Source organism: Xanthomonas arboricola pv. juglandis (assembly GCF_905367715.1).
Classification (GTDB): domain Bacteria; phylum Pseudomonadota; class Gammaproteobacteria; order Xanthomonadales; family Xanthomonadaceae; genus Xanthomonas; species Xanthomonas arboricola.
The window spans coordinates 3,579,714-3,605,870 of sequence record NZ_HG999362.1; the positions used below are offsets into that span (position 1 = coordinate 3,579,714).

21 protein-coding genes, 1 other RNA gene and 1 pseudogene are annotated in these 26,157 nt (G+C 66.8%); 6 read left to right on the plus strand and 17 right to left on the minus strand.

Annotation, left to right across the window (positions count from 1 at the left end):
• Window positions 1–44: 44 nt before the first annotated feature.
• The 14 genes from tolB to aspS all read right to left on the minus strand — a co-directional run bounded on the left by tolB (window position 45) and on the right by aspS (window position 13,660).
• Window positions 45–1,364, minus strand: coding sequence for a Tol-Pal system beta propeller repeat protein TolB (tolB, locus tag KHN93_RS15575; RefSeq protein ID WP_026064729.1), 1,320 nt, complete (start codon window positions 1,362–1,364; stop codon window positions 45–47).
• Between the two features lie 265 nt (window positions 1,365–1,629).
• On the minus strand, window positions 1,630–2,667 hold the full coding sequence (gene tolA, locus KHN93_RS15580; protein WP_024939949.1) for a cell envelope integrity protein TolA: 1,038 nt from the start codon (window positions 2,665–2,667) through the stop codon (window positions 1,630–1,632).
• On the minus strand, window positions 2,657–3,106 hold the full coding sequence (gene tolR / locus KHN93_RS15585; RefSeq protein ID WP_016904126.1) for a protein TolR: 450 nt from the start codon (window positions 3,104–3,106) through the stop codon (window positions 2,657–2,659). Before tolR ends, tolA begins: the two co-directional genes overlap by 11 nt.
• A 235-nt stretch (window positions 3,107–3,341) precedes the next feature.
• Entirely contained in the window at window positions 3,342–4,121 is a 780-nt protein-coding gene (tolQ, locus tag KHN93_RS15590; protein ID WP_016904125.1) for a protein TolQ, read from the minus strand.
• Between the two features lie 11 nt (window positions 4,122–4,132).
• The gene (gene ybgC / locus KHN93_RS15595; protein WP_211920668.1) at window positions 4,133–4,591 is read right to left on the minus strand and encodes a tol-pal system-associated acyl-CoA thioesterase; all 459 of its coding nucleotides are present in this window, start codon (window positions 4,589–4,591) and stop codon (window positions 4,133–4,135) included.
• A 52-nt stretch (window positions 4,592–4,643) separates the two neighbouring features.
• Window positions 4,644–5,678 (minus strand): Holliday junction branch migration DNA helicase RuvB, encoded by a 1,035-nt coding sequence (ruvB, locus tag KHN93_RS15600; protein WP_047129158.1) that lies wholly within the window; start codon window positions 5,676–5,678, stop codon window positions 4,644–4,646.
• Between the two features lie 130 nt (window positions 5,679–5,808).
• Window positions 5,809–7,716 carry a potassium transporter Kup gene (locus KHN93_RS15605; RefSeq protein WP_026064726.1) on the minus strand — a complete coding sequence of 636 codons (1,908 nt, stop codon included), beginning with the start codon at window positions 7,714–7,716 and terminating at the stop codon, window positions 5,809–5,811.
• Between the two features lie 59 nt (window positions 7,717–7,775).
• A non-coding RNA gene (locus KHN93_RS15610) (sX9 sRNA) lies at window positions 7,776–7,850 on the minus strand.
• A 61-nt stretch (window positions 7,851–7,911) separates the two neighbouring features.
• Entirely contained in the window at window positions 7,912–8,496 is a 585-nt protein-coding gene (gene ruvA / locus KHN93_RS15615) for a Holliday junction branch migration protein RuvA (RefSeq protein ID WP_016904121.1), read from the minus strand.
• A gap of 118 nt (window positions 8,497–8,614) precedes the next feature.
• Window positions 8,615–9,139, minus strand: a complete 525-nt coding sequence (gene ruvC, locus KHN93_RS15620; protein WP_016904120.1) for a crossover junction endodeoxyribonuclease RuvC — start codon at window positions 9,137–9,139, stop codon at window positions 8,615–8,617.
• Window positions 9,140–9,268: 129 nt separating this feature from the next.
• Complete coding sequence (locus tag KHN93_RS15625; RefSeq protein WP_115511449.1) at window positions 9,269–9,997, minus strand: YebC/PmpR family DNA-binding transcriptional regulator; 729 nt, start codon at window positions 9,995–9,997, stop codon at window positions 9,269–9,271.
• Window positions 9,998–10,072: 75 nt separating this feature from the next.
• Window positions 10,073–10,750, minus strand: a complete 678-nt coding sequence (locus KHN93_RS15630) for an alpha/beta fold hydrolase (RefSeq protein ID WP_425600182.1) — start codon at window positions 10,748–10,750, stop codon at window positions 10,073–10,075.
• Between the two features lie 235 nt (window positions 10,751–10,985).
• Window positions 10,986–11,513 carry a GNAT family N-acetyltransferase gene (locus KHN93_RS15635; protein WP_065049412.1) on the minus strand — a complete coding sequence of 176 codons (528 nt, stop codon included), beginning with the start codon at window positions 11,511–11,513 and terminating at the stop codon, window positions 10,986–10,988.
• A 380-nt stretch (window positions 11,514–11,893) separates the two neighbouring features.
• Window positions 11,894–13,660: an aspartate--tRNA ligase gene (aspS, locus tag KHN93_RS15640; RefSeq protein WP_104559865.1), complete on the minus strand. Its 1,767-nt coding sequence runs from the start codon at window positions 13,658–13,660 to the stop codon at window positions 11,894–11,896.
• 157 nt (window positions 13,661–13,817) lie between these two features.
• Between aspS and KHN93_RS15645 the strand changes: the two genes are divergently transcribed.
• Window positions 13,818–14,585 (plus strand): DUF3011 domain-containing protein, encoded by a 768-nt coding sequence (locus tag KHN93_RS15645; RefSeq protein ID WP_104559866.1) that lies wholly within the window; start codon window positions 13,818–13,820, stop codon window positions 14,583–14,585.
• An 84-nt stretch (window positions 14,586–14,669) separates the two neighbouring features.
• Here the strand turns inward: KHN93_RS15645 and KHN93_RS15650 are convergent, their stop codons facing one another.
• Window positions 14,670–14,963, minus strand: a complete 294-nt coding sequence (locus KHN93_RS15650) for an FmdB family zinc ribbon protein (RefSeq protein WP_016904137.1) — start codon at window positions 14,961–14,963, stop codon at window positions 14,670–14,672.
• A gap of 453 nt (window positions 14,964–15,416) precedes the next feature.
• Here KHN93_RS15650 and KHN93_RS15655 point away from each other — a divergent pair, with 453 nt between their 5' ends.
• The 3 genes from KHN93_RS15655 to KHN93_RS15665 all read left to right on the plus strand — a co-directional run bounded on the left by KHN93_RS15655 (window position 15,417) and on the right by KHN93_RS15665 (window position 22,264).
• Entirely contained in the window at window positions 15,417–16,661 is a 1,245-nt protein-coding gene (locus tag KHN93_RS15655) for an MFS transporter (RefSeq protein ID WP_104559867.1), read from the plus strand.
• 814 nt (window positions 16,662–17,475) lie between these two features.
• Window positions 17,476–19,887, plus strand: coding sequence for a TonB-dependent receptor domain-containing protein (locus tag KHN93_RS15660; RefSeq protein WP_104559868.1), 2,412 nt, complete (start codon window positions 17,476–17,478; stop codon window positions 19,885–19,887).
• 226 nt (window positions 19,888–20,113) lie between these two features.
• The gene (locus KHN93_RS15665) at window positions 20,114–22,264 is read left to right on the plus strand and encodes a phosphocholine-specific phospholipase C (RefSeq protein WP_211920672.1); all 2,151 of its coding nucleotides are present in this window, start codon (window positions 20,114–20,116) and stop codon (window positions 22,262–22,264) included.
• 69 nt (window positions 22,265–22,333) lie between these two features.
• On the opposite strand, the pseudogene KHN93_RS15670 reads toward KHN93_RS15665, so the two are convergent.
• Window positions 22,334–22,676: pseudogene (locus KHN93_RS15670) on the minus strand (alpha/beta hydrolase); the annotation flags it as partial.
• A gap of 111 nt (window positions 22,677–22,787) precedes the next feature.
• Window positions 22,788–23,681 (minus strand): class A beta-lactamase, encoded by an 894-nt coding sequence (bla, locus tag KHN93_RS15675; RefSeq protein ID WP_211920674.1) that lies wholly within the window; start codon window positions 23,679–23,681, stop codon window positions 22,788–22,790.
• 100 nt (window positions 23,682–23,781) lie between these two features.
• Between bla and ampR the strand changes: the two genes are divergently transcribed.
• Both ampR and KHN93_RS15685 read left to right on the plus strand, forming a co-directional pair.
• A complete protein-coding gene (ampR, locus tag KHN93_RS15680) occupies window positions 23,782–24,651 on the plus strand; it encodes a LysR family transcriptional regulator AmpR (protein WP_211920676.1) in 870 nt (289 codons plus the stop codon).
• 177 nt (window positions 24,652–24,828) lie between these two features.
• Window positions 24,829–26,106, plus strand: a complete 1,278-nt coding sequence (locus KHN93_RS15685) for a lytic murein transglycosylase (RefSeq protein WP_211920678.1) — start codon at window positions 24,829–24,831, stop codon at window positions 26,104–26,106.
• Window positions 26,107–26,157 lie beyond the last annotated feature (51 nt).

Sequence of the window (26,157 nt, forward strand, 5' to 3'; positions counted from 1 at the left end):
AGGCTCTGGGCCAATGAGTGGTTTAACGCAGCGAAATATTAACATTAATGCGCGGTTCGGTAAGGCCCCCATGCAGGTTCTCTCACATCTCCATCGGCCAGGACCAGACGCTGGCGGACGCGAGCGTCGGAGGAGACTGCGTAGAGCACGCCGCGACCACCCTCACGTGCGGCGTACAGCACCATGCTGGCATTCGGCGCGAAGCTCGGCGACTCGTCCAGCGAACCCGGCGAGAGCGTGCTCCAGCTCGGCGAACCCAGGCTGCGGTCCATCATGGCGATGCGGTAGCTATTGCCGCTGCCTTGCGCCACGGCGACCTTCTTGCCGTCGAACGAGACGCTGGCGGTGGCGTTGTAGTTGCCCTGGAAGGTCACGCGGTTGGCGCTGCCGCCGCTTGCGGCCACCTGGTAGATCTGCGGGCGACCGCCGCGATCGGAGGTGAAGTAGATGCTGCCGCCGTCCGGCGCCCAGGTCGGCTCGGTGTCGATGCCGAAGTGATTGGTCAGCTGGGTCAACTGCTTGCTGCCCAGATCCATGACGTAGATCTCCGGGTTGCCGCTGCGCGACAGTGCCAGCGCCAGGCGGCGACCGTCCGGCGAGAACGACGGCGCACCGTTGATACCGCGGAAGCTGGACACCAGCTCACGCGCGCCGGTGGCGATGTCCTGCAGGTAGATCGAGGAGTTGCCGCGCTCGAAGCTCACATAGGCCAGCTTCTTGCCGTCCGGGCTCCAGTTCGGCGACAGCAGTGGCTCGGCCGAGCGCACGATGGTCTGCGGGTTGTAGCCGTCCGAGTCGGCCACCATCAGCGCGTAGCGCATGGCGCCGCCCTTGCCGCTGGCGGTCACATAGGCGATCCGGGTCCAGAACGCGCCACGCACGCCGGTGATCTTTTCGTAGATCGCGTCGGCCATCTGGTGCGAGACATCGCGCATCGCATTGGCACGTGCGGTCATGGCCAGGCCGAGCAGACGCTCGCCCTTGGCCACATCAAACAGTTCGTACTCGACGCGGTAGGCACCTTCGCCGGCATCCATGACGCGGCCGACCACGATGTAGTTCTGCTTGAGCGTACGCCAGGTCTGGAACTGCACCTCGGTGCCGCGGGTCGGCTTCTCGACGATCTGCGCAACCGGCAGCGTGCGGAACTGGCCGGAGCGGTCCAGGTCGGCGCCGACAACGGCAGACACATCGGTCTGCGGCGCAGTGCCGGAGCCCTGGTAGGGCATGGGCACGACGGTGATCGGCGTCGCCGAAGCGCTACCGCCGACGATATCGATGGTGAGCCCTTGCTGTTGCGCGAGCGCGCTCAGCGGCAACAACAGGGCGGTCAAGGCAGCTAGCCAACGCAGCGGTTTTTTCATGGACGGCTCGGATCGGGCAGGAAAAGTGTGCAAGGGATACCAATCAGCGAGTGAACATACTCGCAATCGTGAACGAGACAGCGTGAAAGTGGAGCGAGTGGTCAACCATCGGGCGTTCCATCGGCCAAACCGGCGAGCAGGCGTGCGGTGGTGCAGCACCACCTACCCGGCAGAACTGCGCCAGGCAGCCGGCCACACCCGGCAAATCTACATCCGGACCGAGGCGCAGCGCAGGTCATGCGGCCGACCCCCGATCTGGGGCTTGCTAATCCTGCGGGGTGAACACAAACGTCAGGTTGCGCTGGAACACCGACTCGAACCCACGGTACGGCAATGGCTGCGCGCTCAGCACTGCGGCCTCGATCGAGCGCTGGCCGGCCTCGTCGTAGGGGCAACCCGGCGCCACCTTGGCTTCCATCACGGTGCCACCCGGCAACTGGCGGATGTTGATGCTGCATTTCTGTCCCGGCGGCACCGACGGCGGGCGCACCCACTGCGCCAGCACCTTCTGCTGGATCGCCGCGGCGTACTTGGCCGACAGATCGGTGTTGGTACCGCCCTGCCCTGCAGTCGGTTGCGCGGTGGCGGCGGCAGCCGACGAGGCCTGCTGCGCACGCGCGGCGGCGACCTGGCGCAGCTTCTGCTCGGCCAGCGCGGCTTCCTTGGTGGCCTGTTCGCGCTGGCGGCGGATGTCTGCGATCTTCTTTTCGCGTTCGGCATCGGCGGCAGCCTGCTGCGCTGCGGCCTGCTTCTTCTTGGCGTCGGCTTCTTCCTGCTGCTTGGCCAGGCGCAGTTTCTGCTCGGCCTCTTCCTGGCGTTTGCGCTCGGTCAGGTCGATCTGCTCCTGACGGCGCTTGGCCTCCTGTTCCTGCTTGGCCTTTTCCGCCGACAGCGCCAGCGCGTCGACGCGGTCCTGGTCGACCTTGTCCGGCTGCGCGACACGTTCCTGCGCCTGTGCCTGTTGCGGCGTGGGCGCATCCTGCGGACGCGGCTCGGGAATCGGCTGCGGCGGCGGCACGGTATCTTCCGGTGCCGGTTCGGGCAGCGGTGCCGGCGGCGGCGGTGCCTCCACCGGCGTGGCCTTCAGCGCCTGGCGCGCAACGCGTGCCTCGGCCGCGGACACGTCCAGCGAGGCTTCCATGCTGGGGTCGCCCGCGGCCGGCTCGACCGAGCGTTCGGGCGACCACAGCCAGCCGGCGATGAACACCAGCGCGACCAGCACGTGCACGACCAGGGCCAGCACGACCGGCCGCAGCCAGCCATCCTCGCGCGCCGTCTGAGTGGGGAGTGCGTCAGCGTGCATCGCTGCCTGCAGTGCCGCCGGAGTCGGAGATCAGGCCGACCTTCTCGACCTTGGCCTGCTTGAGCACGTCGATGGCGTCCATGATCTTTTGATACGGCGCGGCGCGATCGCCGGCCACGACTACGCGCGCGTCCTTGTCCTGCGCGACGATGGCGGCCAGTTGCGCCTGCAGCGCCGCCACGTCCATCGCCTGCGGCTTGCCCTTGGGCAGCTGCAATGCGAGTTGGCCGTCGGCGGCGACCACCACCACGACCGGATCCTGCTTGCTCTCCAGCGCCTTGGCGCGCGAGCTGGGCAGGTTGACGTCGGTGCTCAGGGTCAGCAGCGGCGCGGTCACCATGAAGATGATCAGCAGCACCAGCATCACGTCGATATACGGCACGACGTTGATGTCGGATTTGAGCTTGCGCTTCTTACGGCGGGAAATACCGGAAATCATCGCGGAACGTTCCTATTGATCCCCCGCACATGGATGTGCGGGCTCTTGCGAGGGACTCGCCCATCCAATCCCCCGCACATGCGTGTGCGAGCTGTCGCGAGTGGCTTGCCTGTCCAATCCCTGCGCCACGCCAGACGCGCATGTGCGAACGCCGCACCTGCCACGTCCACGCACCGGGATGTGCGTGCCGTGACGGGGCATTCGCCTGACTGCCGGCTGTCGCAGGGCACGCGCATTACTCGTCCGCGCCGGCCTGGCGCTGCAGGATCGAGCTGAACTCGTCGGCGAAGGTCTCGTAGCGCACCGACAGCCGTTCCACGCGGGTGGTGAATCGGTTGTAGGCCCACACGGCGGGAATCGCCACGAACAGGCCGATGGCGGTGGCGAACAGCGCTTCGGAAATACCCGGTGCGACCGCAGCGATACCGGCCTGCTCGCCGCTGCTGACCATGTCGTGCATGGTCACCATGATGCCGAACACGGTGCCGACCAGGCCGACGTACGGCGCGGTGGAACCGATGTTGGCCAGCAATTCGAGATTGCGCTCGAGCTGGTCGACTTCGCGGGTGAAGGCGGTGCGCATGGCGCGCTGCGCGCCTTCCAGTTGCACCCGCCCGTCCAGCCGGCGACGGTCGCGCAACCGCGAGAACTCGCGGAAGCCGCTCTCGAACATCGACTCCAGGCCGCCGACGGTGCGGTTACGGTCGGTGGCCGACGCGTAGAGCTTGGCCAGATCGGCGCCGGACCAGAAGCGGTTTTCGAACTCGTCCGCCTCGCGGTTGGCCTGCTTGAACGCGCGCGCCTTGCGGAAAATGATCACCCAGCTGATGAACGAGCCGATCAGCAGCAGCAACACGATGATCTTGACCGGGATACTCGCCCGCAGGATCAGATCGACATAGTTGATGCTGCTGTTGTGCGCCACGCTGGCGGTCTGTGCCGCAGCGGCGGCAACGTCCTGCGGTAGTGCTTCCACTACCGTGTCCTGCAGGGCCAGGAGCAATGCAATCGACATCCGTTTGTTCCTCAGTAATCGGATTCTGGGGTTTCTAGAGCTTTCAACACGTCATACAGCGCATCGTCCATCCCGCGCGGGCGGAAGTCGCTGGTGCCGAGTGCGGCAATGCGCACCTCGGCGGTCAGCAGCACTTCGCCCTCGCGACGTACCGACTGCGCAAACAGCAGGCTGGCCCGTTTGCATCGCAGCAGTACCGCCGACACTGACAGCGCGTCGTCGAGCCGGGCCGGCTTGAGGAAATCCAGTTGCATCGAGCGGACCGCGAACACCAGCTCGTGCTGCTGGCGCATGCGCTCCTGCCCGTAGCCGAGTGCGCGCATCCACTCCGTGCGCGCCCGTTCCATGAAAGCAACGTAGCGCGCATGGTAGACCACGCCCCCGGCGTCGGTATCTTCCCAGTACACGCGTGTCGGCCAACTGAATACAGGCGGGGATTGGGGAATCGGGAGTCGGGAAGCGGCGGTCATGGGCACGGCTGATTGATCGAAACGGCCCGGGCGAGCGACGAACGGAGCGTCATCAGAACAGGTCTCCCGGTTCGCCGATGCCCGGAGAGCGGTCGCGCGGCGGCTTCAGGCCCAAGTGCAGATAGGCCTTGGTGGTGACCATGCGGCCGCGCGCGGTGCGGATCAAAAAACCCTGCTGGATCAGGTAGGGCTCGATCACGTCCTCCAGCGTGCCGCGCTCTTCCGACAGCGAGGCGGCCAGCGACTCCACCCCGACCGGGCCGCCGTCGAAATGATCGACGATGGTGCGCAGCATGCGGCGGTCGAGCTCGTCGAAGCCTTCCGGGTCGACCTTGAGCATCTGCATCGCCGCCTGCGCCACCGGCAGGTCGATATGCCCCGCCGCCTTGACCTGGGCGAAGTCGCGCACCCGCCGCAGCAGCCGGTTGGCGATACGCGGGGTGCCGCGCGCGCGGCGGGCGATCTCGGCCGCACCCTCGGGCGTGCAGTCGATGCCCAGAATCGCCGCCGAACGGATCACGATGCGGGTCAGCTCCTGCGGCGAATAGAACTCCAGCCGCTGCACGATGCCGAAGCGGTCGCGCAAGGGCGCGGTCAGCAGGCCGGCACGGGTGGTGGCACCGATCAGGGTGAACGGCGGCAAGTCGATCTTGATCGAGCGCGCGGCCGGGCCGTCGCCGATCATGATGTCGATCTGGAAATCTTCCATCGCCGGATACAGCACTTCTTCCACCACCGGCGAGAGGCGATGGATCTCGTCGATGAACAGCACATCGTGCGGCTGCAGGTTGGTCAGCAGCGCAGCCAGATCACCGGCCTTCTCGATCACCGGGCCGGAGGTCGAGCGCAGGTTCACGCCCAGCTCGTTGGCGATGACGTGGCTGAGCGTGGTCTTGCCCAGACCCGGCGGCCCGAAGATCAGCACATGGTCCATCGCCTCGCCGCGCGCCTTGGCCGCTTCGATGTAGATCTCCATCTGCTCGCGCACCGGCTGCTGGCCCAGATAATCGGCCAGGCGCTTGGGCCGGATGCTCGCATCGGCGGCATCGTCTTCGCGGGTGGCACTGCTGGCGATGATGCGGTCCATTAGGGCGGGGATTGGGGATACGGCAGACGGGATTGGCAGCGCACTAGTATGGGCCGCGTGGCGCCTCCGGCGCTACGCTCTTGCTAATCCCGAATATCCAATCCCCACTCCCGGGCCGCCACCGGCGGCCTCAGATCTCCACTTGCGCGCCCAGCTCGACCAGGCGGTTGCCGGGGATGCGGAAGAAGCCGGTGGCCGGGGCGGCGTTGCGATGCATCAGCGCGAACAGCTTGTCGCGCCAGATCGGCATGCCGCGGTTGGCGCTGGCCACGATGGTCTCGCGGCTGGCGAAGAAGGTGGTGTCCATCGGGTCGAAATGGATGCCGCCCTGGTCGCAGGAACGCATCAGCGCCAGCGGCACGTCGGGCGTTTCCATGAAGCCGAAGCGCACATAGACACGGTAGAACTCGTCGCCGATCGATTCGATCTGCAGGCGCTTGTCCGCCGGCGCGTACGGGATCGGCAAGGTGTCGACGTTGAGGAAGATGTTGCGCTCGTGCAGCACCTTGTTGTGCTTGAGGTTGTGCATCAGCGCATGCGGCACCACCATCGGGTCGGCGGTGAGGAACACCGCCATGCCCGGCACGCGCGCCGGCGGTGCCAGCATCAGGCCCGGCAGGAAGCTGTCGATGCGGATGCCGTCCTTGCGGATTTCCTCGCGCAGCAGCGCGCGGCCGCGGCGCCAGGTGCGCATCAGGGTGAATACCACGATGCCCAGCGCCAGCGGGAACCAGGCGCCCTGCAACAGCTTGGCGCCGTTGGCGATGACGAAGGCCAGCTCGATGAAGAAGAACACCACGCACAGCGGCAGCACCCAGTTGCGCCAGCGCGGCCACAACGAGCGCGCCACCAGCGCCAGCAGCAGGGTGTCGATCAGCATGGTCATCGACACCGAGATGCCGTAGGCCACCGCCAGATTGGTGGAACTGCGGAAGATCAGCACCAGCGCGATCACCATCACCATCAGCAGCCAGTTGATGCCGGGCACGTAGATCTGGCCGATGGTGGTGCGCGAGGTGTGCTTGATCAGCATGCGCGGGATGTAGCCCAGCTGCATCGCCTGGCGCGCCACCGAGTAGGCGCCGGTGATGACCGCCTGCGACGCGATTACGGCCGCCAGCGTGGCCAGGATGATCATCGGATACAGCGCCCAGCCCGGCACCGCTTCGAAGAACGGGTTCTTCAGTGCGGAAGGGTGATTGAGCACCAGCGCGCCCTGCCCCAGGTAGTTGAGCAGAAGCATCGGCAACACGAAGAAATACCAGCCATGGCGGATCGGCTTGGCGCCGAAGTGGCCCATGTCCGCGTACAGCGCCTCGCCGCCGGTCACCGCCAGCACCACCGCGCCGAGGATGAACACCCCGTGCCAGCCGTGCTCCATGAAGAAGCGGATCGCCCACCATGGGTTGAAGGCCTTCATCACTTCCGGCGCGTCGACGATGTTCCAGGCGCCGATCGCCCCCAGCGACAGGAACCACAGGCAGGTGATCGGGCCGAACACCTTGCCGACCTTTTCGGTGCCGAAGCGCTGCACCATGAACACCACCAGCAGCACGATCACGGTGATCGGCACGATGAAGGGATGCAGGCTGGGCGCGGCGATTTCCAGGCCTTCCACCGCGCCCATCACCGAGATGGCCGGGGTGATCACGCCATCGCCGAAGAACAGCGAGGCGCCGAAGATGCCGAGGATGCCGACCACGTATGCCGAGCGCGACCCGCTGCGCAGGGTGCGCTGGGTCAACGCCATCAAGGCCATGATGCCGCCTTCGCCCTCGTTGTCGGCGCGCATGATGATGGTGACGTACTTGAGCGTCACCGTGACCATCAGCGCCCAGAACGCCAGCGACAGCACGCCCAGCACGGTGTCGTGGTCGCTGGTCAGCCCGTAGTGCGGCGAGAACGCCTCCTTGAGGGTGTACAGCGGACTGGTACCGATATCGCCGAAGACGACGCCGATGGCGCCGATGACCAAGGCCATATGGCTATTGGCAGGCGCATGGCCGTGGCCAGCTGCGGAAGTGGGGGTCTGGGACATGAAGTGGGCAGGGTATCGCCAAGTGGCGTGAAGGAGGGGAAGACGGCACGGCGTTGAGTGACTAAAAACGTAGCGAGCGGTGGTCGGCTGGGTGCGGGCGGCGCGCAGGGAGCCGCAGTGTACGAGTGGTCCCTGCCGATTCCGAGCACTGGCCGCGCCCGCCTGGCGGGCGCGCAGCCGTTTTGCCAGGCGCCCTTAACGCAGCGCGGCCTGGAGGGCCTTGCGAATGACCGTGGCGACTTCGTCGCCTTCTGCCCCGGCCTCGCGTGCCATGCGTGCGGCCTCGGCCGGCTTGTAACCCAGTTGCTGCAAGGCCACCGTGGCTTCGGACACCGCATCCGGGCCGAGCTGGCCGGTGATCGGCGCGCCACTGCTGAAGTCGGCGGCGCGGTCGCGCAGCTCCACCACCATACGCTCGGCGGTCTTCTTGCCGATGCCGGGGATACGGGTCAGCGCGGTGATGTCGCCGCTGGTGATCAGGCGGGCGAACTCGTCCACGCTGACCCCGGACAGTACCGCCAGCGCGATCTTGGCGCCGATGCCGGTGACCTTCTGCACGTCGCGGAACAGCCGGCGCTCGCCTTCGCGCAGGAATCCGTAAAGCGACACGCTGTCTTCTTTCTGCGCGTAGTGGGTGAACAGGATCACGTCGCGGCCGACATCGGGCAGGTCGTAGAAGGTGCTCATCGGCGCCTCCAGCTCATACCCCACCCCACCGACATCGATCACCAGCCACGGCGGCTGCTTGTAGGCCAGCAGCCCGCGCAGGCGGCCGATCATTGGGCACCTCCAAGGAGGTGCCGGGATTGGGGAATCGGGAATGGGGAATCGCAACAGCGCGCGCTGCTGTGGACTCTGCGTTTGCAATTCCCGATTCCCGATTCCCGAATCCCGATTCTCATTTCTTGCGGCTCCAGGCCTGTTGGGTATTGACGCCCAGGCGCTGCGCGGTGGCGCGCACGTGGGCGTGAGTGATGGCGACCGCCAGTGCGTCGGCGGCGTCGGCCTGCAGCTTGCCTTTCAGGTTGAGCATGATGCCGACCATGTGCTGGACCTGCACCTTGTCCGCCCCGCCCTTGCCGACCAGTGCCAGCTTGATCTCGGTGGCAGCGTACTCGTGCACCGGCAGATCGCGCAGCACCACCGCGCAGATCGCCGCGCCGCGCGCGTGGCCGAGCTTGAGCGCGGAATCGGCGCTCTTGCCCATGAACACCTTCTCGATCGCCACTTCCTGCGGCCGGTAGGTCTCGATCACCTCGCCCAGCCCGTGCAGCAGGCGCTTGAGCCGCTGCGCGAAGTCGCCCTCGCCCAGCAGCACCAGCGGCGCATGATAGACATGCCGGCTGCGACCGCTCTCGTCGACGTCGATGATGCCGAGCCCGGTGCGCTGGGAGCCGGGATCGATGCCCAGGATGCGGGTCATCGAGCGGCCGGGAATTGGGAGTCGGGAATCGGGAATGGGTAACGCGGCCTCCTGGCGTGCTCGACGCTGCCGAGCAATGCAGGATGCGGCTGTTTCGATTCCCGATTCTCCATTCCCAATTCCCGGCGCTTACGCGCCAAGCGCCGCTTGATCGACGTTCGAATAGACGTCCTGGACATCGTCCAGGTCTTCGAGCATGTCGAGCAGCTTGCGGACCTGCACGGCGGTGTCGCCGTCGACGGCGATGTCGTTTTCGGCGCGGAAGGTGATTTCGGCGTGCGCCGGCTCCAGGCCGGCGGCGGTCAGCGCCTGCTTGACCTGGGTGAAGGCGTCCGGGGCGGTCAGCACGTCGATGGCGCCGTCTTCCGGGTAGACCACCACATCGTCGGCGCCGGCTTCGATCGCCGCGTCGGTGAGGGTGTCTTCGTCGGTGCCGGCGGCAAAGCTCAGCACGCCCAGGCGCTTGAACATGAAGGCCACCGAGCCGTCGGTGCCCATGTTGCCGCCGCACTTGCTGAAGGCATGGCGCACATCGGCCACCGCGCGTACGCGGTTGTCGGTCAGGCAGTCCACGATCACCGCCACGCCGCCGGGGGCGTAGCCCTCGTAGCGCACTTCCTCGTACTCCACGCCTTCCAGCTCGCCGGTGGCTTTCTTGATGGCGCGCTCGATCACGTCCTTGGACATGTTCGCCGACAGACCCTTGTCCACCGCCACGCGCAGGCGCGGGTTGTTGGACGGATCGCCACCGCCGCCGCGCGCGGCGACGCTGATCTCGCGAATGATCTTGGTGAACATCTTGCCGCGCTTGGCGTCGGAGGCGTTCTTGCGGCCTTCGATGGAGGGGCCTCTACCCATGGGTGGTTCCAGACTGGCTTGGATGACAGGGCGCGGATTTTACCTGATTGCTCGCCCGCACCGGGGCGGCGGCGTTCAGTGGCGGAACCGGCCCTGGCGCAGGAAGCGCAGCACCTGCTGCGCGGCCTCGGGCGAGCGCAACAGGCCGCTGTGGCTGGCCTGCACCACGCAATGGTCGCGCAGCCCGGGCAGGCGGGTTTCGGCCAGCGCCACGGTGCCGTCCGAGCCGCCGTCCAGCGGCGCCAGCCATTGCCCCACCCCGCGCGCGACAGTGCCGGCGATCTGGCCGATCTCCGCCTCGCCCTCCCATTGCACGACACCGTGCTGCAGCAAGGCCGCGCTGCGCCCCAGCGCCCAGCGCCCGCCGCGGCGGGCCAGGCCGCGCGCGGCGGCGCTGCCGCACAACGGCGAGCCCAGACAGACCACGCGGCGCACCGGCAATTCGGGCGCGGCGCGCAGGGCCTGCAGCGCGACCAGCCCGCCCAGGCTGTGGCAGACCAGCAATTGCGCGCCGGTCGCCGGCAGGCGTTCGATCAGCCGTGGCACGGCCCGTTCGGGTCCGCCGAGCACACTGGCGTAGCCGAACAGCGCTGGCGCCAGGCCCTCGGCACGCAGCCGGCGCGCGAGCGGCAATAGCCAGTGCGCGGTGTTCCAGATGCCGTGCACCAGCAGCACGTCGGCGGTCGCGGCGCTCGCCCGCTCACGCAGGATGCGTTGGGAGTGACCCGGGATGAACGAGGATGCGCCGGACACGGAGGTCATGACCGCGCCATGGCGCAAGCCTCAGGTGAGCGCGGATGTGCGACGAATCTGCCGCAGGTCGCTTGCGCGCGAATCAACGCCACCCGCGCCGGGCCGGCAGACCGACAACCATTGCGCGTGCCGGCCTGCAGGCGACCGAGGTGGGGATGGTGCCGGTGGCACTCAGCGTGGCCGGGCGCCGGCAATCGTGGTCGCACGCCACGCAAGCCGGGCATCGGCGCGCCGTTCAATCGGCCGCAATGCGCGGGGTGCGGCGCAGGATGAATTCGCGGTCGAGGATCTTGCCGACCGGGAAATCGTATTCGCCGACCTTCTCGAACCCGTAGCGGGCGTAGAAGCGCTGCGCGCCGAAATTCTCCGACCACACGCCAATCCACAACGTGCGCGGGCCGTCGCGCTCCAGCCATTCCAGCGTGGTCTCGAACAGGCGGCTGCCCCAGCCGCTGTTCTGGTAGTCCTTCAACAGATACAGCCGCTTGAGCTCACCGTCGCCGGGACGCACGTCCTGGTGCGGCAGCCCGCAGGGGCCGGCGGCAGCGTGGCCGACCAGCAGGTTGTCCATCTCTAGCAGCCAGATCGCATAGTCCGGATGCGCCAGCACGATGCGCGCGCGCTCGACTGCATAGGTCTCTTCGAGAAAACCGCGGAGGTCTTCTTCTGGATACAGATGCCCGAAGGTTTCGGTAAAGGTCTGCGCAGCCAGCAGCGACAAGGCTTCGGCATCGTCCGGTGTAGCGCGGCGGATGCGGGTCATACGGGCGTCTCGTGCCGGGTGGACGTGGCAGCTTCGCGCATGCGGTGGTGGGGTCGCAAGCGGGGATTCGGGATTCGGGATTCGGGATTCGGGATTCGGGAATCGGGAATCGGGAATCGGGAATCGGGAATCGGAAGAGCATCCGAGATCCGACCCGCGTTTGCGGGCCGGCGCGGGTTTGGATTACGCGCAGTGCGTTGATAAGGGCGAGCGAGGGGCGCGGCCCTCTGCCGGGGCTCTGCGGCAGGCGCGGCCGCAGATGCGGGCATCGATCGTTGGGCGGGGGCGCGATGCGCCCGCGCCATCCATGTATGCGACGCGCTGCGCGGTGCAGCGTGTCGGCTGCACGGCCACGCTGGGGTGGCCGTGGGGGTGGCAGGTCAGACCTGCTTGGGGCGTACCTGCACGTGCACTTCGGCCAGCTGATCGGCGGCGATCGGCGACGGGGCGTCGGTCATCAGGTCCTGTGCGCCGGTGGTCTTGGGGAACGGGATGACGTCGCGGATGGAGTCGGTGCCTGCCATCAGCGCCGCGATGCGGTCGATGCCGAAGGCGATGCCGCCGTGCGGCGGTGCGCCGTAGTTGAGCGCATCCAGCAAGAAGCCGAACTTGGCGCGCGCTTCCTCAGCGCCGATGCCCAGCAGTTCGAACACCGCGCTCTGCATGTCCGGGCGGTGGATACGGATCGAGCCGCCGCCGATTTCGTTGCCGTTGAGCACCATGTCATAGCCGCGCGACACCGCGGTGCGGGCATTGGCGCGCAGGTCGGCGATGTCGTCCACCGCCGGCGCGGTGAAGGGGTGATGCAGGGCCACGTAGCGCTGCGCCTCCTCGTCCCACTCGAACATCGGGAAATCGGTGACCCACAGCGGCGCCCAGCCATCGGCGATCAGGCTGAAATCCTTGCCGGCCTTCAAACGCAGCGCGCCCATGAAGTCGGACACCTTGTTGTAGCCGCCGGCACCGAAGAACACGATGTCGCCGTTGCCGGCCCCGACGTGCTTGAGCAGCGCAGCGAAGGCGTCTTCGCCGAAGAACTTGGCGATCGGCGAGCTGACTTCGCCGCTCTCCGACAGCTTGACGTAGGCCAGGCCCTTGGCGCCGTACTTGGCGGCGTGGGCGGCGTACTCGTCGATCTGCTTACGGCTCAGCGTGGCGCCACCGGGAATGCGTAGCGCGGCCACGCGGCCATCGGCATCGTTGGCGGCGGCGGTGAACACCGGAAATTCGCTGGTCTTGACCAGTTCGGCCACGTCGACCAGTTCCAGCGCGATGCGCAGGTCCGGCTTGTCCGAGCCATAGCGACGCATCGCCTCGGCCCAGGTCATGCGCGGGAACTGCGCGGCCAGTTCGACGTCCACCACTTCCTTGAAGATGGCGCGGATCATGTCTTCGACGAAATCCTGCACGTCGCGCTCGCGAACAAAGGCGAATTCCATGTCGAGCTGGGTGAATTCCAGCTGGCGGTCGGCGCGCAGCGCTTCGTCGCGGAAGCAGCGTGCGATCTGGTAGTAACGGTCGAAGCCGGCCACCATCAGGATCTGCTTGAACAGCTGCGGGCTCTGCGGCAAGGCGTAGAACTCGCCCGGATGCATGCGCGCCGGCACCAGGAAGTCGCGCGCGCCTTCCGGGGTGGCCTTGGTCAGGATCGGGGTTTCGATGTCCTGGAAATCGCGTGCGTCCAGGTGTCGGCGCAGCGCCTGTACCAGCTTGATGCGGGTGCGCTGCATGCGCTGCATTTCCGGACGGCGCAGGTCCAGATAGCGGTACTTCAGGCGCGTCTCCTCGCCCGGGTTCTCGTGCGCATGGAACGGCAGCGGCGCGGCCTTGTTGAGGATGCTGATGCGGGTGGCGATCACTTCCACCTTGCCGGTGCGCAGCTTGTCGTTGACCGCGTGCCGCGCACGCACCACGCCTTCGACCTGCAGCACGTCCTCGTAGCCGAGGCTGGCGGCCACCTTGAACAGCTCGGCGCTGGCGTCGTCGCCGGCCACCGGTTCGACCGTCACCTGCACGATGCCTTCGTGGTCGCGCAGGTCGATGAAGCACACCCCGCCCAGGTTGCGGGCCACGTCGGTCCAGCCGGCGAGAGTGACGGTTTGGCCGATCAAGGTCTCGTCGACCAGGCCGCAGAAGTGGGTACGCATCGAAAGCTCCGCTGAAAAACCCGGCACAGGACAGCGCCGGAGAGCCGGATATTCTGGGGCCGGCGGGCGGCAGGAGCAAATCTGCGGGCGCTCATGGCCGCTTAAGTCAGTGCCCGGCTGAATAGGCGCCAGACCCTTCCGCACCAAGGACGCCACGATGCTGCGCACCGCCCTGCTGCTCTCCGGCTTCGGCCTGATCACCCTGACCGGCCTGCTGACCAGTGCGCCTGCCGCCGCGCAGGACCGCGGCTGGAACGGCCCCAGCATCACCTGCTCCAGCAACGACAACCGTCGCCGCGAGTGCGATACGCCGTTCCGCGGCCGCGCGGTGCTGGTCGAGAACATCTCCGGCACGCGCTGCATCGAAGGCCGCAACTGGGGCAGCGAGCGCGGCCGCGTCTGGGTCGACAACGGTTGCCGCGCGCGCTTTGTCGATGGCCGCAACGGCGGCGGCTGGGGCGGCAACGGTGGTCCCGGCGGCGGCGGGGTGGCCGGCACGGTGCGCTGCGAGAGCAACGACCAGCGCCAGAAGATCTGCGACACCGGCTGGCGCCGCGCCACGCTGGTGCGCCAGCTGTCCAACACGCCCTGCGTGGAAGGCCGCAACTGGCGCCAGGATGGGGGCCGGATCTGGGTGGACGACGGCTGCCGCGGCGAGTTTGCGCAGGCACGCGGCGGCTGGGACCGGGGTGACGGCGGCTACGGTGGCCGCGACGACCGCCCGCGCAACGATTACGCCATCACCTGCGCCAGTGACGACCGCCGCCTGCGTACCTGCGGCTGGGATGGCCGCTATGGCCGCCCAGTGCTGACCCGCCAGCTGTCCGACACCCGTTGCGAGGAAGGCCGCAGTTGGGGGTACGACGAGCGCCGCGCGACGGTGTGGGTCAACGATGGTTGCCGGGCACGCTTCGAGGCGCGTTGAGGCCGCGGATGGGCGCGCCGCGCGCGGCTGGGTCCAGGGGTTAGGCCTTCCGCCCTGCCAGCGGCTGCGGCGCGCTGGTCCGGCTCAGGCGGGGTCGGCCGCGGGCTTGGCAGCGGGCTTGCTCTCGGCGGCGGCTGCCGGCTTGGCATCGCCACCGGCGCTGCTGCTTTCGGTGAGGTTCTTCTTCTTCTCGCCCGCCGACTTGAAGTCGGTCTCATACCAGCCGCTACCGGACAGACGGAACGAGGGCGCGGTGATCTGGCGCTTGATCGTGGCCGCCGCGCAGGCCGGACAGGTCTGCGGATCGGGGTCGGCCATCTTCTGCAGGCGGTCGAAGGCGTGACCGCAGGTGGTGCACTGGAAACCGTAGATGGGCATGGCAGGATCAGCTGAAGACGATGCGGGGCGCAGATTCTAGACGGATGCGGGCGGGCAGGTGCAGTGGGCCGTCTGCGATGTTGGCCACGCGCGGCGTGTTGCGGGGGAGAGACATCGATCGATGGTGGTTACGTCGCGCTTGCGCTACGCGCCCTCGCTGACCACCGCAGCCCTCATTGGCAGATAGCAGGACGGTCGGAGTGTTCGCGCGTATGCCGAAGAACGCGAACCTACGTAATGGATGGTCATCAGATCGGCGCGACTGCCCGAACTGCGCCGGTAGATGAGGCAGTCATCCCGCACGCCAAAAGCCCACGCTTCGCATCGGCCTGACATCGCATCAGCGGGTATCGAGAGCTACAGAGCCAGGTCGCTCCGATCAAGCCGCACGACCTGGGCTGCTACACTCGAACACGTGATTGACGCGCCTCTCCCCCCACGAGGACCGCATCCATGTTGCGGCTGACTGCCTTATTGCTTGGCGTTGCCCTGCTGCTGACCGGCAGCGGGCTGCTCGGCACCTTGCTTGCCGTGCGCGGCGGCCAGGCCGGTTTCGATGCGCGTGCGCTGGGCCTGATCATGTCCGGGTATTTCGCCGGCTTCTTCCTCGGCACCTTTTTCGCACCGCCGCTGATTCGGCGCATCGGGCATATCCGCGCATTCGCCTTTTACGCGGCGCTGGCGGCGATTGCCGTGTTGCTGCATCCGATCTGGTTGAACACCTGGGGCTGGGGCCTGCTGCGCCTGGTCACCGGTGCGGCACTGGTCGGCCTGTACACGGTGATCGAAAGCTGGCTCAACGCCGAGCCGGACGCGCGTCGGCGCAGCCGGGTGTTCTCGGTGTACATGGCGATCAACCTGTCGGCGTTGGCGCTGGGCCAGATCCTGCTTACCGCAGGCGATGCGGGCGCACCGGCGATGTTCACGCTGACGGCAATCCTGATCTGTGCGGCAGTGATGCCGGTGATGACCACGCGCCTGATTCCGCCCGAAGTGCCGCACGTCTCGCGCCTGCGACTGAAAACGCTGTACGCATTGGCGCCGGTGGCGACCATCGGCGCGGGACTGTCGGGCCTGGCGATGGGGGCGTTCTGGGGATTGCTGCCGGTGTATGCCAACCGTATCGGGCTGGATGCCGATGGCGTGGCGATGTTCATGCTCACCGCCATCATCGGCGGCGCGGTGTTGCAGTGGCCGATCGGGCGCATCAGCGATGGCCATGACCGGCGCATCGGCCTGGTCACGATCAGCGTGCTGGCAGCCGGCATTGCGATCGCCGCCGCGGTGCCGATGGTGCAGGCACAAACCAACCTGTTGTTCGTGCTGTTCTTCGTCTACGGCGGGTTGGCGTTCTCGCTGTACCCGTTTGCGGTGGCGCACATGCTCGATTACCTGCCGCGCGAAGATCTGCTCTCCGGCTGCAGCAGCCTGCTGCTGGTGCATGGCGTGGGCGCAGCGATCGGCCCGGCCCTGGCCGGTGGCGCAATGCAGAAATTCGGACCAGCGGCACTGCCGGTGTATTTCGCGGTGATGCTGTTGGCGCTGTCCGGATTTACCCTGACACGCTTGCTGCGCTTCACGCGCCGCCGCACCCATCCGATCTCGTTCCGCCCGATGCTGCGCACCACGCCGTCGGCGCTGGAGTTGATGCCGGAAACACAGCAGACCGAAGCACCGCCGCACGCCAAGGGCGGCTGACACACCTGTTTCGCCGTCGTCAGTCGCTGCGCTGCTGATCAGGCGATCTGCGGCGTTGCTGCAATGGGGCCCTTGCCCGCTCACCATTGCGGGGGGCGCCGTAAGGCGGAGCAGGCGGTGAACGACTCTTTGTGATGAATCAGTTGTAGAGCGGGTGATCTGCGGCCTTATGGGAGGGCCCTTGCCCGCCCACCATCGCAGGACACGCCGCAAGTACATCCTTGTAGGCTCTTACGCGGCATCCATGCCGCGTAAGGTCCCGCGACGGTGAGGGGGCAAGGATCAAGTCGAGGTGATCGGTGTGCATGGTTAAGAGCAGTCAGAGCGGTGCGTGGTGCGCGTCGTTTGATCCTGATGCGCCGGCTCGATGTCCGACACACGTTTCGACAAGCGGCTTTTCGCGCGGGCATCGACCAACTTGCTGGTGCGGTGCCCTTACCGGTTGCGGGAACCTTGGCGGCATGGATGCCGCCAAGGAGCCTCCATGGACGGATTCACGGCGTGCCCCGCAAGTGGTGAGGGCACCGCGCACTCGACTCACCAGACTTTTGACCTGAGCACTTGAGTGCATCTACAACAACGCGACGACTCGAAATCGCTTGTCTTGAAGTAGAGACAACGCTGCAACACGAAACTCCAGGTGTCTTGCAACAGCGCGGCCCGGAAAACATCCAGACAGCGCTAAATCGCCATCGTCCCGACATTAGGACTTCCCAAGTCCATCTGGTGATCCCGGCCACACCTTTAGCGCGGTCATCATCACGCAATGCAAGCGCGGCAGTCTTTGCAGACCCTCCCCGCTTGTTGGATTGCAATGGATTCGACGTCCTCCTCGCGCGTGCGCCATCCGGCCACGCTCGCCTTGTTGCTGGTTCCGCTCACCCTGCCCGCTTACGCACAACAAGTCCCGGATGGCGCAGCGTCTGGCCCGGCCGCGGCCGAACCGGGCAGCGCTGGCGAACAGGTGTCCACGCTGGACCAGGTGCAGGTGGTCGGCCAGGCGATGACGTATTCCAAGACCAATGTCAGCAAGGAAATGCTGGACCGCCAGTTCGTGCTCGGCAGCGTCAACGATGCGCTCAACGAACTGCCCGGCGTGGTGGTCACCGAGGCCGATGCCTTCGGCTCGTCGGATTGGGGCACCCAGATCAGCATGCGCGGCTTTGTCAGCAACCGCGATACCCAGCAGATCGGCACCACCATCGATGGCGTGCCCAATGGCGGCTCGGCGTATGGCGGCGGCTCCAAGGCCAACCGTTTCATCGACATGCCGGACCTGGAAACGGTGGAAGTGAGCCAGGGCACCGCCGATATCGCCTCGCGCTCCAACGAAGCGCTGGGCGGCACCTTGAACTATCTCACCGGCGAGCCGCTGGAAGAGCAGCGCGTGCGCGTGATCGGCGGCATCGGCGACAACCAGGCGCGCAAGTATTACGCGCGCTACGACACCGGCTTGCTCGGCGGCAACACGCGCGCCTGGGTCAGCGGCTCGTCGGCACGCAATGACGACTGGATCGACGGCAGCGGCCACACCAGCCGCGATCACCTGGCCGGCAAGTTCGTCAGCATCCTGGACAAGTGGACGCTCAGCGGCTATGCGTCCTACGACGATGCCGACGAATCCGAATACACCAGCGCGACGCCCGAGCAGTTCGCGCGCGACCCCGAGCACGACCTGTTGACCGGCACGCTCACCGGCATTCCGTACCTGGACCAGAACTACCGCTCCGGCTCGCGTGCGCTGCGCAAGAACACCTTTGGCTACCTGCGCGGCGCCTTCGATGGCGGCAATGGTTTCAAGACCACGCTGACCGGCTATGCGCATCGCATGCAGGGCCGCGGCGACTGGATTCCGCCGTATCTGGTGGATGTCACCAACGATGGCGCCGGCGCGCCGGAATCCGAAGCGCGTGGCGGCAACACCGTGTACGCCGGCAGCGACCTGGGCAAGCTGTACTACCTCACGCCCAACGGCGCGGCCGCGACCATGCTGGCCGGTTGCGCCGGCAGCGATGCGGTGCCGGCCGAATCCAACCCGGCCTGCTATCCGGCCGGCTCGGTGCCGGTGCAGTCGTATCGGCACAGCCACTACGACAACCACCGCGCCGGCGCGATGGCCGATGTGGAATGGCGCGCCGAACTCGGCGCCATCGACAACACCGTGCGCGCCGGCGCCTGGCTGGAGCGCTACGACCGCAGTGTCACCCGCGACTGGCATCGCCTGCTCAACGTCGGCACCAACATCAGCTTCGATCATCAGCCGTACTGGGTGCAGTTCAAGGACAACTACCAGACCGACGAGCAGATGTATTACGTCGAGGACGTGATGCGCTACGGCGCCTTCGCCTGGCGCGTGGGCGTCAAGCAGTTCTTCGTCGACCAGACCCGCGGCCGCCGCATCGGCGATGCGCAGCATGTGGAATCGGATTCGCATTCGGACCCGTTGCTGTCGGCCGGCCTGACCTGGACCACCCCGGTGCAGGGCCTGGAAGCCTTTGCCGGTTACTCGCAGAACTTCGCTGCGATTCCCTCCGGCGTGCTCGGCGAGACCGACCCGGTCGCACTGAGCCGCGTGCAACCGGAGACCGCCGACAACGTCGAACTCGGCCTGCGCCTCAGTCGCTGGCCGTTGACCGGCAGCGTGACCCTGTACGACATCCGCTTCGACAACCGCATCGTCTATGTGCCGGCCAACTTCGTCACCGGCATCGACTACCTGGGCGAAACCGACGGCGTGTACGAGAATTTCGGCGGCGTGCATGCGCGCGGCGTGGAAGCGGCACTGGGCTATGGCTGGGACAACGGCTGGCGCATCAACGGTGCCTACACCTACAACAAGGCCGATTACCTGGGCAGCGGCGACGCCGCACGCGACACCGCGCTGGAGATCACCCCCGGTGCGCAGGTGATCGGCCAACCGCGCAACACCCTGGTGATGTCGGCGGACTGGCGCGGCCAGGCGTGGCGCTTCGGTGTGTCCGGACGTTATCTGGGCAAGCGCTACCTGGATGCCTCCAACCGCGCCGCACTGGATGGCGTGACCACCTTCGATGCCAACCTCGGGGTGGAACTGTCGCAGCTGTCGTCGCAGCTCAAGGGCCTGCAGCTGGCGCTCAACGTCAGCAACCTCACCGACAAACGCTACCTGGACGGCGTGGACGGCAGCGACAGCGCCTTTATCGCCGCGCCACGCACGGTCGGGCTGACGTTGACGCTGGATCTCTAACGTCGGCGGCGCATGGCCGATCTGCGCAGGATGGGCCTGCAACGTGCGCGAGCGGATCGGGCTGAAGACACGCCACCCGATCCGCTCCCTGCATCGGCTGCCACGCAGGTGCAAACGAAAAGGGTCGGCGATGTTGCAAGCACGCAGAGAACATACGCGCTGACGCGTCGGGTACGCTCGACCCGCTCCAGCGCAGACAGGATGGGAGCGCCAACCAGGTGACACGATGATCGACCTTCCCCGCCGCCGCGTTCTGCAGACCGGGCTTGCCGGTGCCGCCGCCGCGCTGCTTCCTCCCAGCATCGCGCGGGCCGCCGCCATCGCGCCGGACCGCCACACCGGCACGCTGGAGGATCTGCAGCATGTGGTGATCCTGATGCAGGAAAACCGCGCCTTCGATCATTACTTCGGCAGCCTGCCCGGCGTGCGCGGGTTCGGCGATCGTTTTCCGATCCCCGCACCGCCGTTACCGGGCGCGCCCGCGCGTACGGTGTGGCTGCAGCCCAGCGAGGACGGCCGCCAATGGCTGACGCCGTTTGCGCTGGATACGGCAGCGCAATTCGGCTTCATGCGCGTGCAAGGCACGCCGCATAGTTGGGTGGATGCGCAACGCGCCTGGGATCACGGCCGGCTCGGGCACTGGGCCGCCGTCAAGCACAACCATGCGCTGGGTTATTACCGGCGCGCGGATATTCCGTTCCAGTACGCGCTCGCCGACGCCTTCACCATCTGCGATGCATACCACGCCTCGATCCAGACCGGCACCAATTCCAATCGCGTGTTTCTGTGGAGCGGCGGCAACGACCCGCAGGCGCGCGCCGGTGGCCCGGTGATCGGCAACTCGCACGACAACTTTGCGGAGCTGGGCGGTTTCGCCGAACCCTACCGCTGGACGACCTACGTCGAGCAGCTACAGAACGCCGGCGTGTCCTGGCAGATCTATCAGGACATGCGCGACAACTTCACCGATAACCCGCTGGCGGGCTTTGCGCCGTTCCGCCAGGCCTTCACTGCTGCGCCCGGGCACGATGCGCAACTGCGCGCGCGTGGCGTCAGCACGCGCGGTGTCGAGCAGCTGCGCGCCGATGTGCTGGGCGGGCGCCTGCCATCAGTGAGTTTCATCATTGCCGATGCGGCCGGCAGCGAACATCCTGATCCCTCCAGTCCAGCGCAAGGCGCGGCCTACACCGCACGCGTGCTGGATGCGCTCACCGCCAACCCACAGGTATGGAGCCGCACCGCATTGCTGTTGATGTTCGACGAGAACGACGGCTTTTTCGATCACATGCCACCGCCGGCGCCCCCGTCGCCGGACCCGCACGCGGCCGGCGGCTTTGCGGGCGCATCCAGCATCGCCACCGACGATGACTACCATCGCCACCCGGCACCGGGCGAACAGAAAGTGGATCTGCCCGAGCTGCGCGGCCGCCCCTATGGCCTGGGCCCGCGCGTGCCGCTGTACGTGATCTCGCCGTGGAGCCGCGGCGGCTGGGTGGATTCGCAGGTGTACGACCACACGTCGGTATTGCGGCTGCTGGAGCGCCGCTTCGGCGTGCCCGCACCGGAGATCACGCCGTGGCGGCGCGCGGTCTGTGGCGACCTGGTCAATGCGTTCGACTTCCGCAAGGCCGATGCGCGCCCGTTCGTCGCGGCGCTGCCCGATGTCAGCGCGACCGCAGCGCGTGCAGCAGCCCTGCGCGAACACGCACTGCCGCCATTGCCTGCCGCGTTGCAACCGCCGCAGCAGCCCTTCGGTACACGCCGTTCGCGGGCGCTGCCGTATCGCCCAGGCGTGGAACTGGCCCTGTTGCCCGAGCATGGCCAGGTGAGGCTGCGCATGTCCAACGCGGGTGCTGCGGTGGTCCTGCATGTCTACGACCGCTTCGATCTTGCGGCGATTCCGCGCCGTTACACCGTAGGGAGCGGCGCAGCAGTGGATGCCACGTGGACCACCGCCGATGGCCGTTACGATCTGTGGTTGCTCGGCCCCAACGGATTCCATCGCCACTACTGTGGCGACCTGAGCGCACCGTTGCTGGTGACCGAAATCACCCAGGACGCGAACGATCCCGCGGCTGTGTTGTTATCGCTGCGCAACGCCGGCAGCACTACCGTGCAGGTAGAGCTGCAACCGGCCGCATATTCAGCCGCGCAGCCGCATGAACGCCTGAGCGTTGCACCCGGCACCACCGAGCAGCGCCATTGGACAGCGGCGGCAACTGGCGGCTGGTACGACCTGTGGGTACACCACGACGGCGCAGCCCAGCGTCTGGCCGGACGTATCGAAACTGGCGCAGACAGCGTCAGCGATCCAGCCATGGGCGGGCCGGCGCGGCTACAGCAAGACCTGCCTTTGCCGATCGGCGCACCCGGCTGAGCCTTGCAGCCGGGCATGCGGTGAGAACGCAGGCGGCTGCGTGATCAGCATGCTTGCGCACGATCGCGCTCAATGCGGGTCGGCCGCATCCAGCATGCCGATCGTCCCCAACCAGGTTTCCCCCAGATGCGGCCATTGCGCGATCGGCAATGCGCCGCCGCGCAGACCGAACGCATGCCCGCCCTCGGCATAGAGATGCATTTCCACGGGTACGCCGGCCTGCTTGAGTTCCACGTAGTAGGCCAGCGATTGACTCACGCCATGCACCGCATCGTCCTCGGTCTGCAGCAAAAAGGTCGGCGGCATCCGTGCAGTGACGGTGATACCTGGCCGCAGCGACAGATGGGTTGGATCGCGTGTGGCGCTGTCTTCGTCCTCGTGCCCACAGATGGCCCGGATAGACGGCGATGGCAATGACACACCCTGATGCGCACTGTCGTACCTCGAACAGCTGGAAGGAAACAGCAAGCAGCTTGCGGACTCACACGCGAAATGGATCGCGGAAGGCAGCGGGTCGTTGCGCTCACCCCACGATGCTGTCGCGCACCGCGGCCGCCACTGCCTTCAGCGCCGCGTCGCGCGCATCGCTGTCGACGCTGGCGCCATTCAGGTACGCGGTGAGCAGCAATGGCGCCTCGCCTGCCGGTGGCCAGATGATGGCGATGTCGTTGCGGGTGTCGCTGCCGTTGCTGCCGGTCTTGTCGCCGATCTTCCAGCCGCGCGGCAGGCCGGCGCGCAGGCAGGTCTCGCCGGTGCGGTTGTCGATCATCCAGTCGGTCAGCTGCTTGCGCGAGGCCGGTTGCAGCGCATTGCCGAGCAGCAGGGTGCGCAAGGTGGCGGCCATTGCCGCTGGCGTGGTGGTGTCGCGCGGGTCGCCTTCGGCATAGCGGTTCATCTCCGGCTCGCGGCGGTCGCTGCGAGTGTGCGCATCGCCGATGCCGCGCAGGAAGGCGGTCAGGCCCGGCGGATCGCCGACCAGCGGAAACAGCAGGTTGGCGGCCGGGTTGTCGCTGTAGATCATCGTGGCCCGGCAGAGCTCGGCCACGCTCAGCGACCCGCCGACATGGCGCTCGGTGACCGGGGCATGCTCGAGCATATCGGAGGCGCGGATCTTGACCTGTTGCGCCAGCGTCAGCTTGCCCTGGTCCACCCGCTGCAATACTGCCGCAGCCAATACAAATTTGAAGGTGCTGCACATTGGAAAGCGCTCGTCCTCGCGCTGACCGAGGCGCCTGCCGGTGGCGCTGTCGAGCAGGCTGATGCCCAGGCGGCCGCCAGTGCGGCGTTCGATCTCTGCCCACTGTGCCCGCAGTACATCGTCCACCGTCATCGCCGGGGTGAGTGCCCATGCAGGTCTGGAGGCCGCAAGCAGCACGCCCGCGCCGGTCGCGTACAAGAATTGTCGACGGTTCAACATGCAGCAACCTCCCTTGGAGAGCGCGCAGTATCGGCGCATGCCGGCCACCGGACTATTGCGATGTTTCGATCCCTGGCATGAATTGAACTAATCTCTGCGCATGCCCCGGCCCCGTCTTCCGCTCAATGCCCTGCGCGCCTTCGAGGCCGCCGCGCGCCACCAGAACCTGACCCGCGCCGCCAGCGAGCTGTGCGTCAGCCAGGCCGCGCTCAGCCACCAGATCAAGGCGCTGGAGCAGCAACTGAGAACCAGCCTGTTCCACCGCCTGCCGCGCGGCGTGGCGCTTACCGACGAAGGCGCGGCACTGGCGCCGGTGCTCGGCGAGGCCTTCGACCGCATCGCGGCCACCCTGGAGCGCTTTGCCGATGGCCGTTATCGCGAGGTGCTAAGCGTCGGCGTGGTCGGTACCTTCGCCACCGGCTGGCTGCTGCCGCGCGTGGACGCCTTTCATGCGGCGCATCCGGAGATCGAGCTGCGCCTGTCCACCCACAACAACAGGGTCGATCTGGCCGGCGAAGGCCTGGATCTGGCGATCCGTTTTGGCGATGGCGACTGGCAAGGCCAGATTGCCGAGGCGTTGATGGAGGCGCCATTTGCGCCGGTGTGTGCACCCAGCATGGCGCGTGGCTTGCGCACCCCGGCCGATCTGGCAGGCATGCCGTTGTTGCGTTCCTACCGCCTGGACGAATGGCCGCAGTGGTTTCGCGCGGCGGGCGTAACCGAGATCGCCGCGCGCGGGGCGATGTTCGATTCGTCGTTGACCCTGGCAAGCGCCGCGGCGGCCGGTGCCGGCGTGGCGTTGTTGCCGTTGCCGATGTTTCGCCAGGATCTGGATGCCGGGCGCCTGGTGTGCCCGTTCCCGATCCAGATCGACGCCGGACGCTATTGGCTGACGCGGCTGCGCTCGCGGCCGGCCGGCGCCGCCGCGCTCAGCTTTCACCGCTGGCTAGCGCAAACCATTTCCGCATGAGCGGTCCAGCGGCACCTGTTCCCTCTGGACCCGCGCCGAGGGATCGGCACGCCGGCACACTCGCTGTTGGCCGCCTGTTTTAGAGATGAAAGAAGTGATGAAAACGAATAGCTGCAATAGCTTTATTCCCGGAAAGTGATGGCTACATTGGGCTCCCATCCTGCATCGGGCGGCCCCATGATCACGCCTTCGCATCTTCTTCGTTTCTCGCTCTGTATCGGCGCAGGTGTTGCTGCCGCCAACGCGACAGCGCGAGCCACTGCCCCTGGAACAACCTCGCCTCCCGCAACGAACGCCGCTGCCCAACAAGATGCCGCACCCGCGCCCAGCTTCGAACAATGGCTGGTCGATTTCCGCCAGCGTGCGCTCGCTGCCGGCATTGAAACAACCACACTGGACACCGCATTCGCTGGCGTCACACCCGATCCATCGGTGCAGGCGCTGGATCAGCAGCAGCCCGAATTCACCCGCTATCTCTGGGATTATCTCGACGACCGTGTCACCCCGTCCGCCATCCAGCAAGGACAGCAACTGCTGGTCAGCCAGCGCGCCCTCTTTCAAAAGTTGCAGCAGCACTACGGTGTGGATCCGGGCATCCTGACGGCCATCTGGAGCATGGAAAGCGAGTACGGCAAACAGATCGGCGACCGCTACGTGATCCGCTCGCTGGCGACGCTGGCGCATGAGGGTCGGCGCACCCGCTATGGCAATACGCAACTGCTTGCGGCGTTGCAGATCCTGCAGACGGAAAAAGGCATCGATCGATCGCAGTTTGTGGGTTCGTGGGCCGGCGCCATGGGACAGACGCAATTCATTCCGAGCACCTATCACGACTACGCCGTCGACGACGATGGGGACCACAAACGGGATGTGTGGAATTCCAGTGCGGATGCCTTGGGCTCTGCCGCGAATTATCTCAAGCAGAGCAACTGGAGCAGCGCTGTTCCCTGGGGCCAGGAAGTGCATCTGTCAGGCGGCTTCGACTACGCGCAGGCCGACATGACGATCAAGAAAACCGTTGCCGAATGGCAGCGCCAGGGTGTGGTGTGTGGCAGCAAGCCGATTGCGCCCGCACTGGCCCAGGAACAGGCATCGGTGCTTTTGCCCACCGGGTATCGCGGCCCGGCTTTCCTGGTGTTCGACAATTTCCGCAGCATTCTGCGCTACAACAATTCCACCGCCTATGCGCTGGCGGTCGGTCTGCTGGCCGATGGCTATGCGGGTGGAGCCGGGGTCGAGCAGCCCTGGCCAAAAGACGATCCGCCGCTTAGTAGCGTGGCAGATATCACCGAGCTGCAGCAGTGGCTGACCAACAAGGGATTCGACGTGGGCGGCGTCGACGGTGCGCTGGGGGCGCGAACTCGCCAGGGAATCCGTGCCTTCCAGCGTAGTCAGCAGTTGCCGCAGGACGGGTATGCCAGCACGTCGTTACTGGCACGACTGCGGGCAGGCTGATCGCACGACGTGACCGTCGCAGGGATCGGCAACGCCGCTGCCGCGTAGCCC

Coding starts and splice junctions, on each gene's coding strand:
- KHN93_RS15665 (WP_211920672.1), top strand. CDS start 20,114: ATGATCGACCTTCCCCGCCGCCGCGTTCTGCAGACCGGGCTTGCCGGT.
- tolB (WP_026064729.1), bottom strand. CDS start 1,364: ATGAAAAAACCGCTGCGTTGGCTAGCTGCCTTGACCGCCCTGTTGTTG.
- aspS (WP_104559865.1), bottom strand. CDS start 13,660: ATGCGTACCCACTTCTGCGGCCTGGTCGACGAGACCTTGATCGGCCAA.
- bla (WP_211920674.1), bottom strand. CDS start 23,681: ATGTTGAACCGTCGACAATTCTTGTACGCGACCGGCGCGGGCGTGCTG.
- KHN93_RS15660 (WP_104559868.1), top strand. CDS start 17,476: ATGGATTCGACGTCCTCCTCGCGCGTGCGCCATCCGGCCACGCTCGCC.
- ampR (WP_211920676.1), top strand. CDS start 23,782: ATGCCCCGGCCCCGTCTTCCGCTCAATGCCCTGCGCGCCTTCGAGGCC.
- tolQ (WP_016904125.1), bottom strand. CDS start 4,121: ATGTCGATTGCATTGCTCCTGGCCCTGCAGGACACGGTAGTGGAAGCA.
- KHN93_RS15605 (WP_026064726.1), bottom strand. CDS start 7,716: ATGTCCCAGACCCCCACTTCCGCAGCTGGCCACGGCCATGCGCCTGCC.
- ruvA (WP_016904121.1), bottom strand. CDS start 8,496: ATGATCGGCCGCCTGCGCGGGCTGCTGGCCTACAAGCAGCCGCCGTGG.
- KHN93_RS15685 (WP_211920678.1), top strand. CDS start 24,829: ATGATCACGCCTTCGCATCTTCTTCGTTTCTCGCTCTGTATCGGCGCA.
- tolR (WP_016904126.1), bottom strand. CDS start 3,106: ATGATTTCCGGTATTTCCCGCCGTAAGAAGCGCAAGCTCAAATCCGAC.
- tolA (WP_024939949.1), bottom strand. CDS start 2,667: ATGCACGCTGACGCACTCCCCACTCAGACGGCGCGCGAGGATGGCTGG.
- KHN93_RS15635 (WP_065049412.1), bottom strand. CDS start 11,513: ATGACCCGCATCCGCCGCGCTACACCGGACGATGCCGAAGCCTTGTCG.
- ruvB (WP_047129158.1), bottom strand. CDS start 5,678: ATGGACCGCATCATCGCCAGCAGTGCCACCCGCGAAGACGATGCCGCC.
- ruvC (WP_016904120.1), bottom strand. CDS start 9,139: ATGACCCGCATCCTGGGCATCGATCCCGGCTCCCAGCGCACCGGGCTC.
- KHN93_RS15625 (WP_115511449.1), bottom strand. CDS start 9,997: ATGGGTAGAGGCCCCTCCATCGAAGGCCGCAAGAACGCCTCCGACGCC.
- ybgC (WP_211920668.1), bottom strand. CDS start 4,591: ATGACCGCCGCTTCCCGACTCCCGATTCCCCAATCCCCGCCTGTATTC.
- KHN93_RS15655 (WP_104559867.1), top strand. CDS start 15,417: ATGTTGCGGCTGACTGCCTTATTGCTTGGCGTTGCCCTGCTGCTGACC.
- KHN93_RS15650 (WP_016904137.1), bottom strand. CDS start 14,963: ATGCCCATCTACGGTTTCCAGTGCACCACCTGCGGTCACGCCTTCGAC.
- KHN93_RS15645 (WP_104559866.1), top strand. CDS start 13,818: ATGCTGCGCACCGCCCTGCTGCTCTCCGGCTTCGGCCTGATCACCCTG.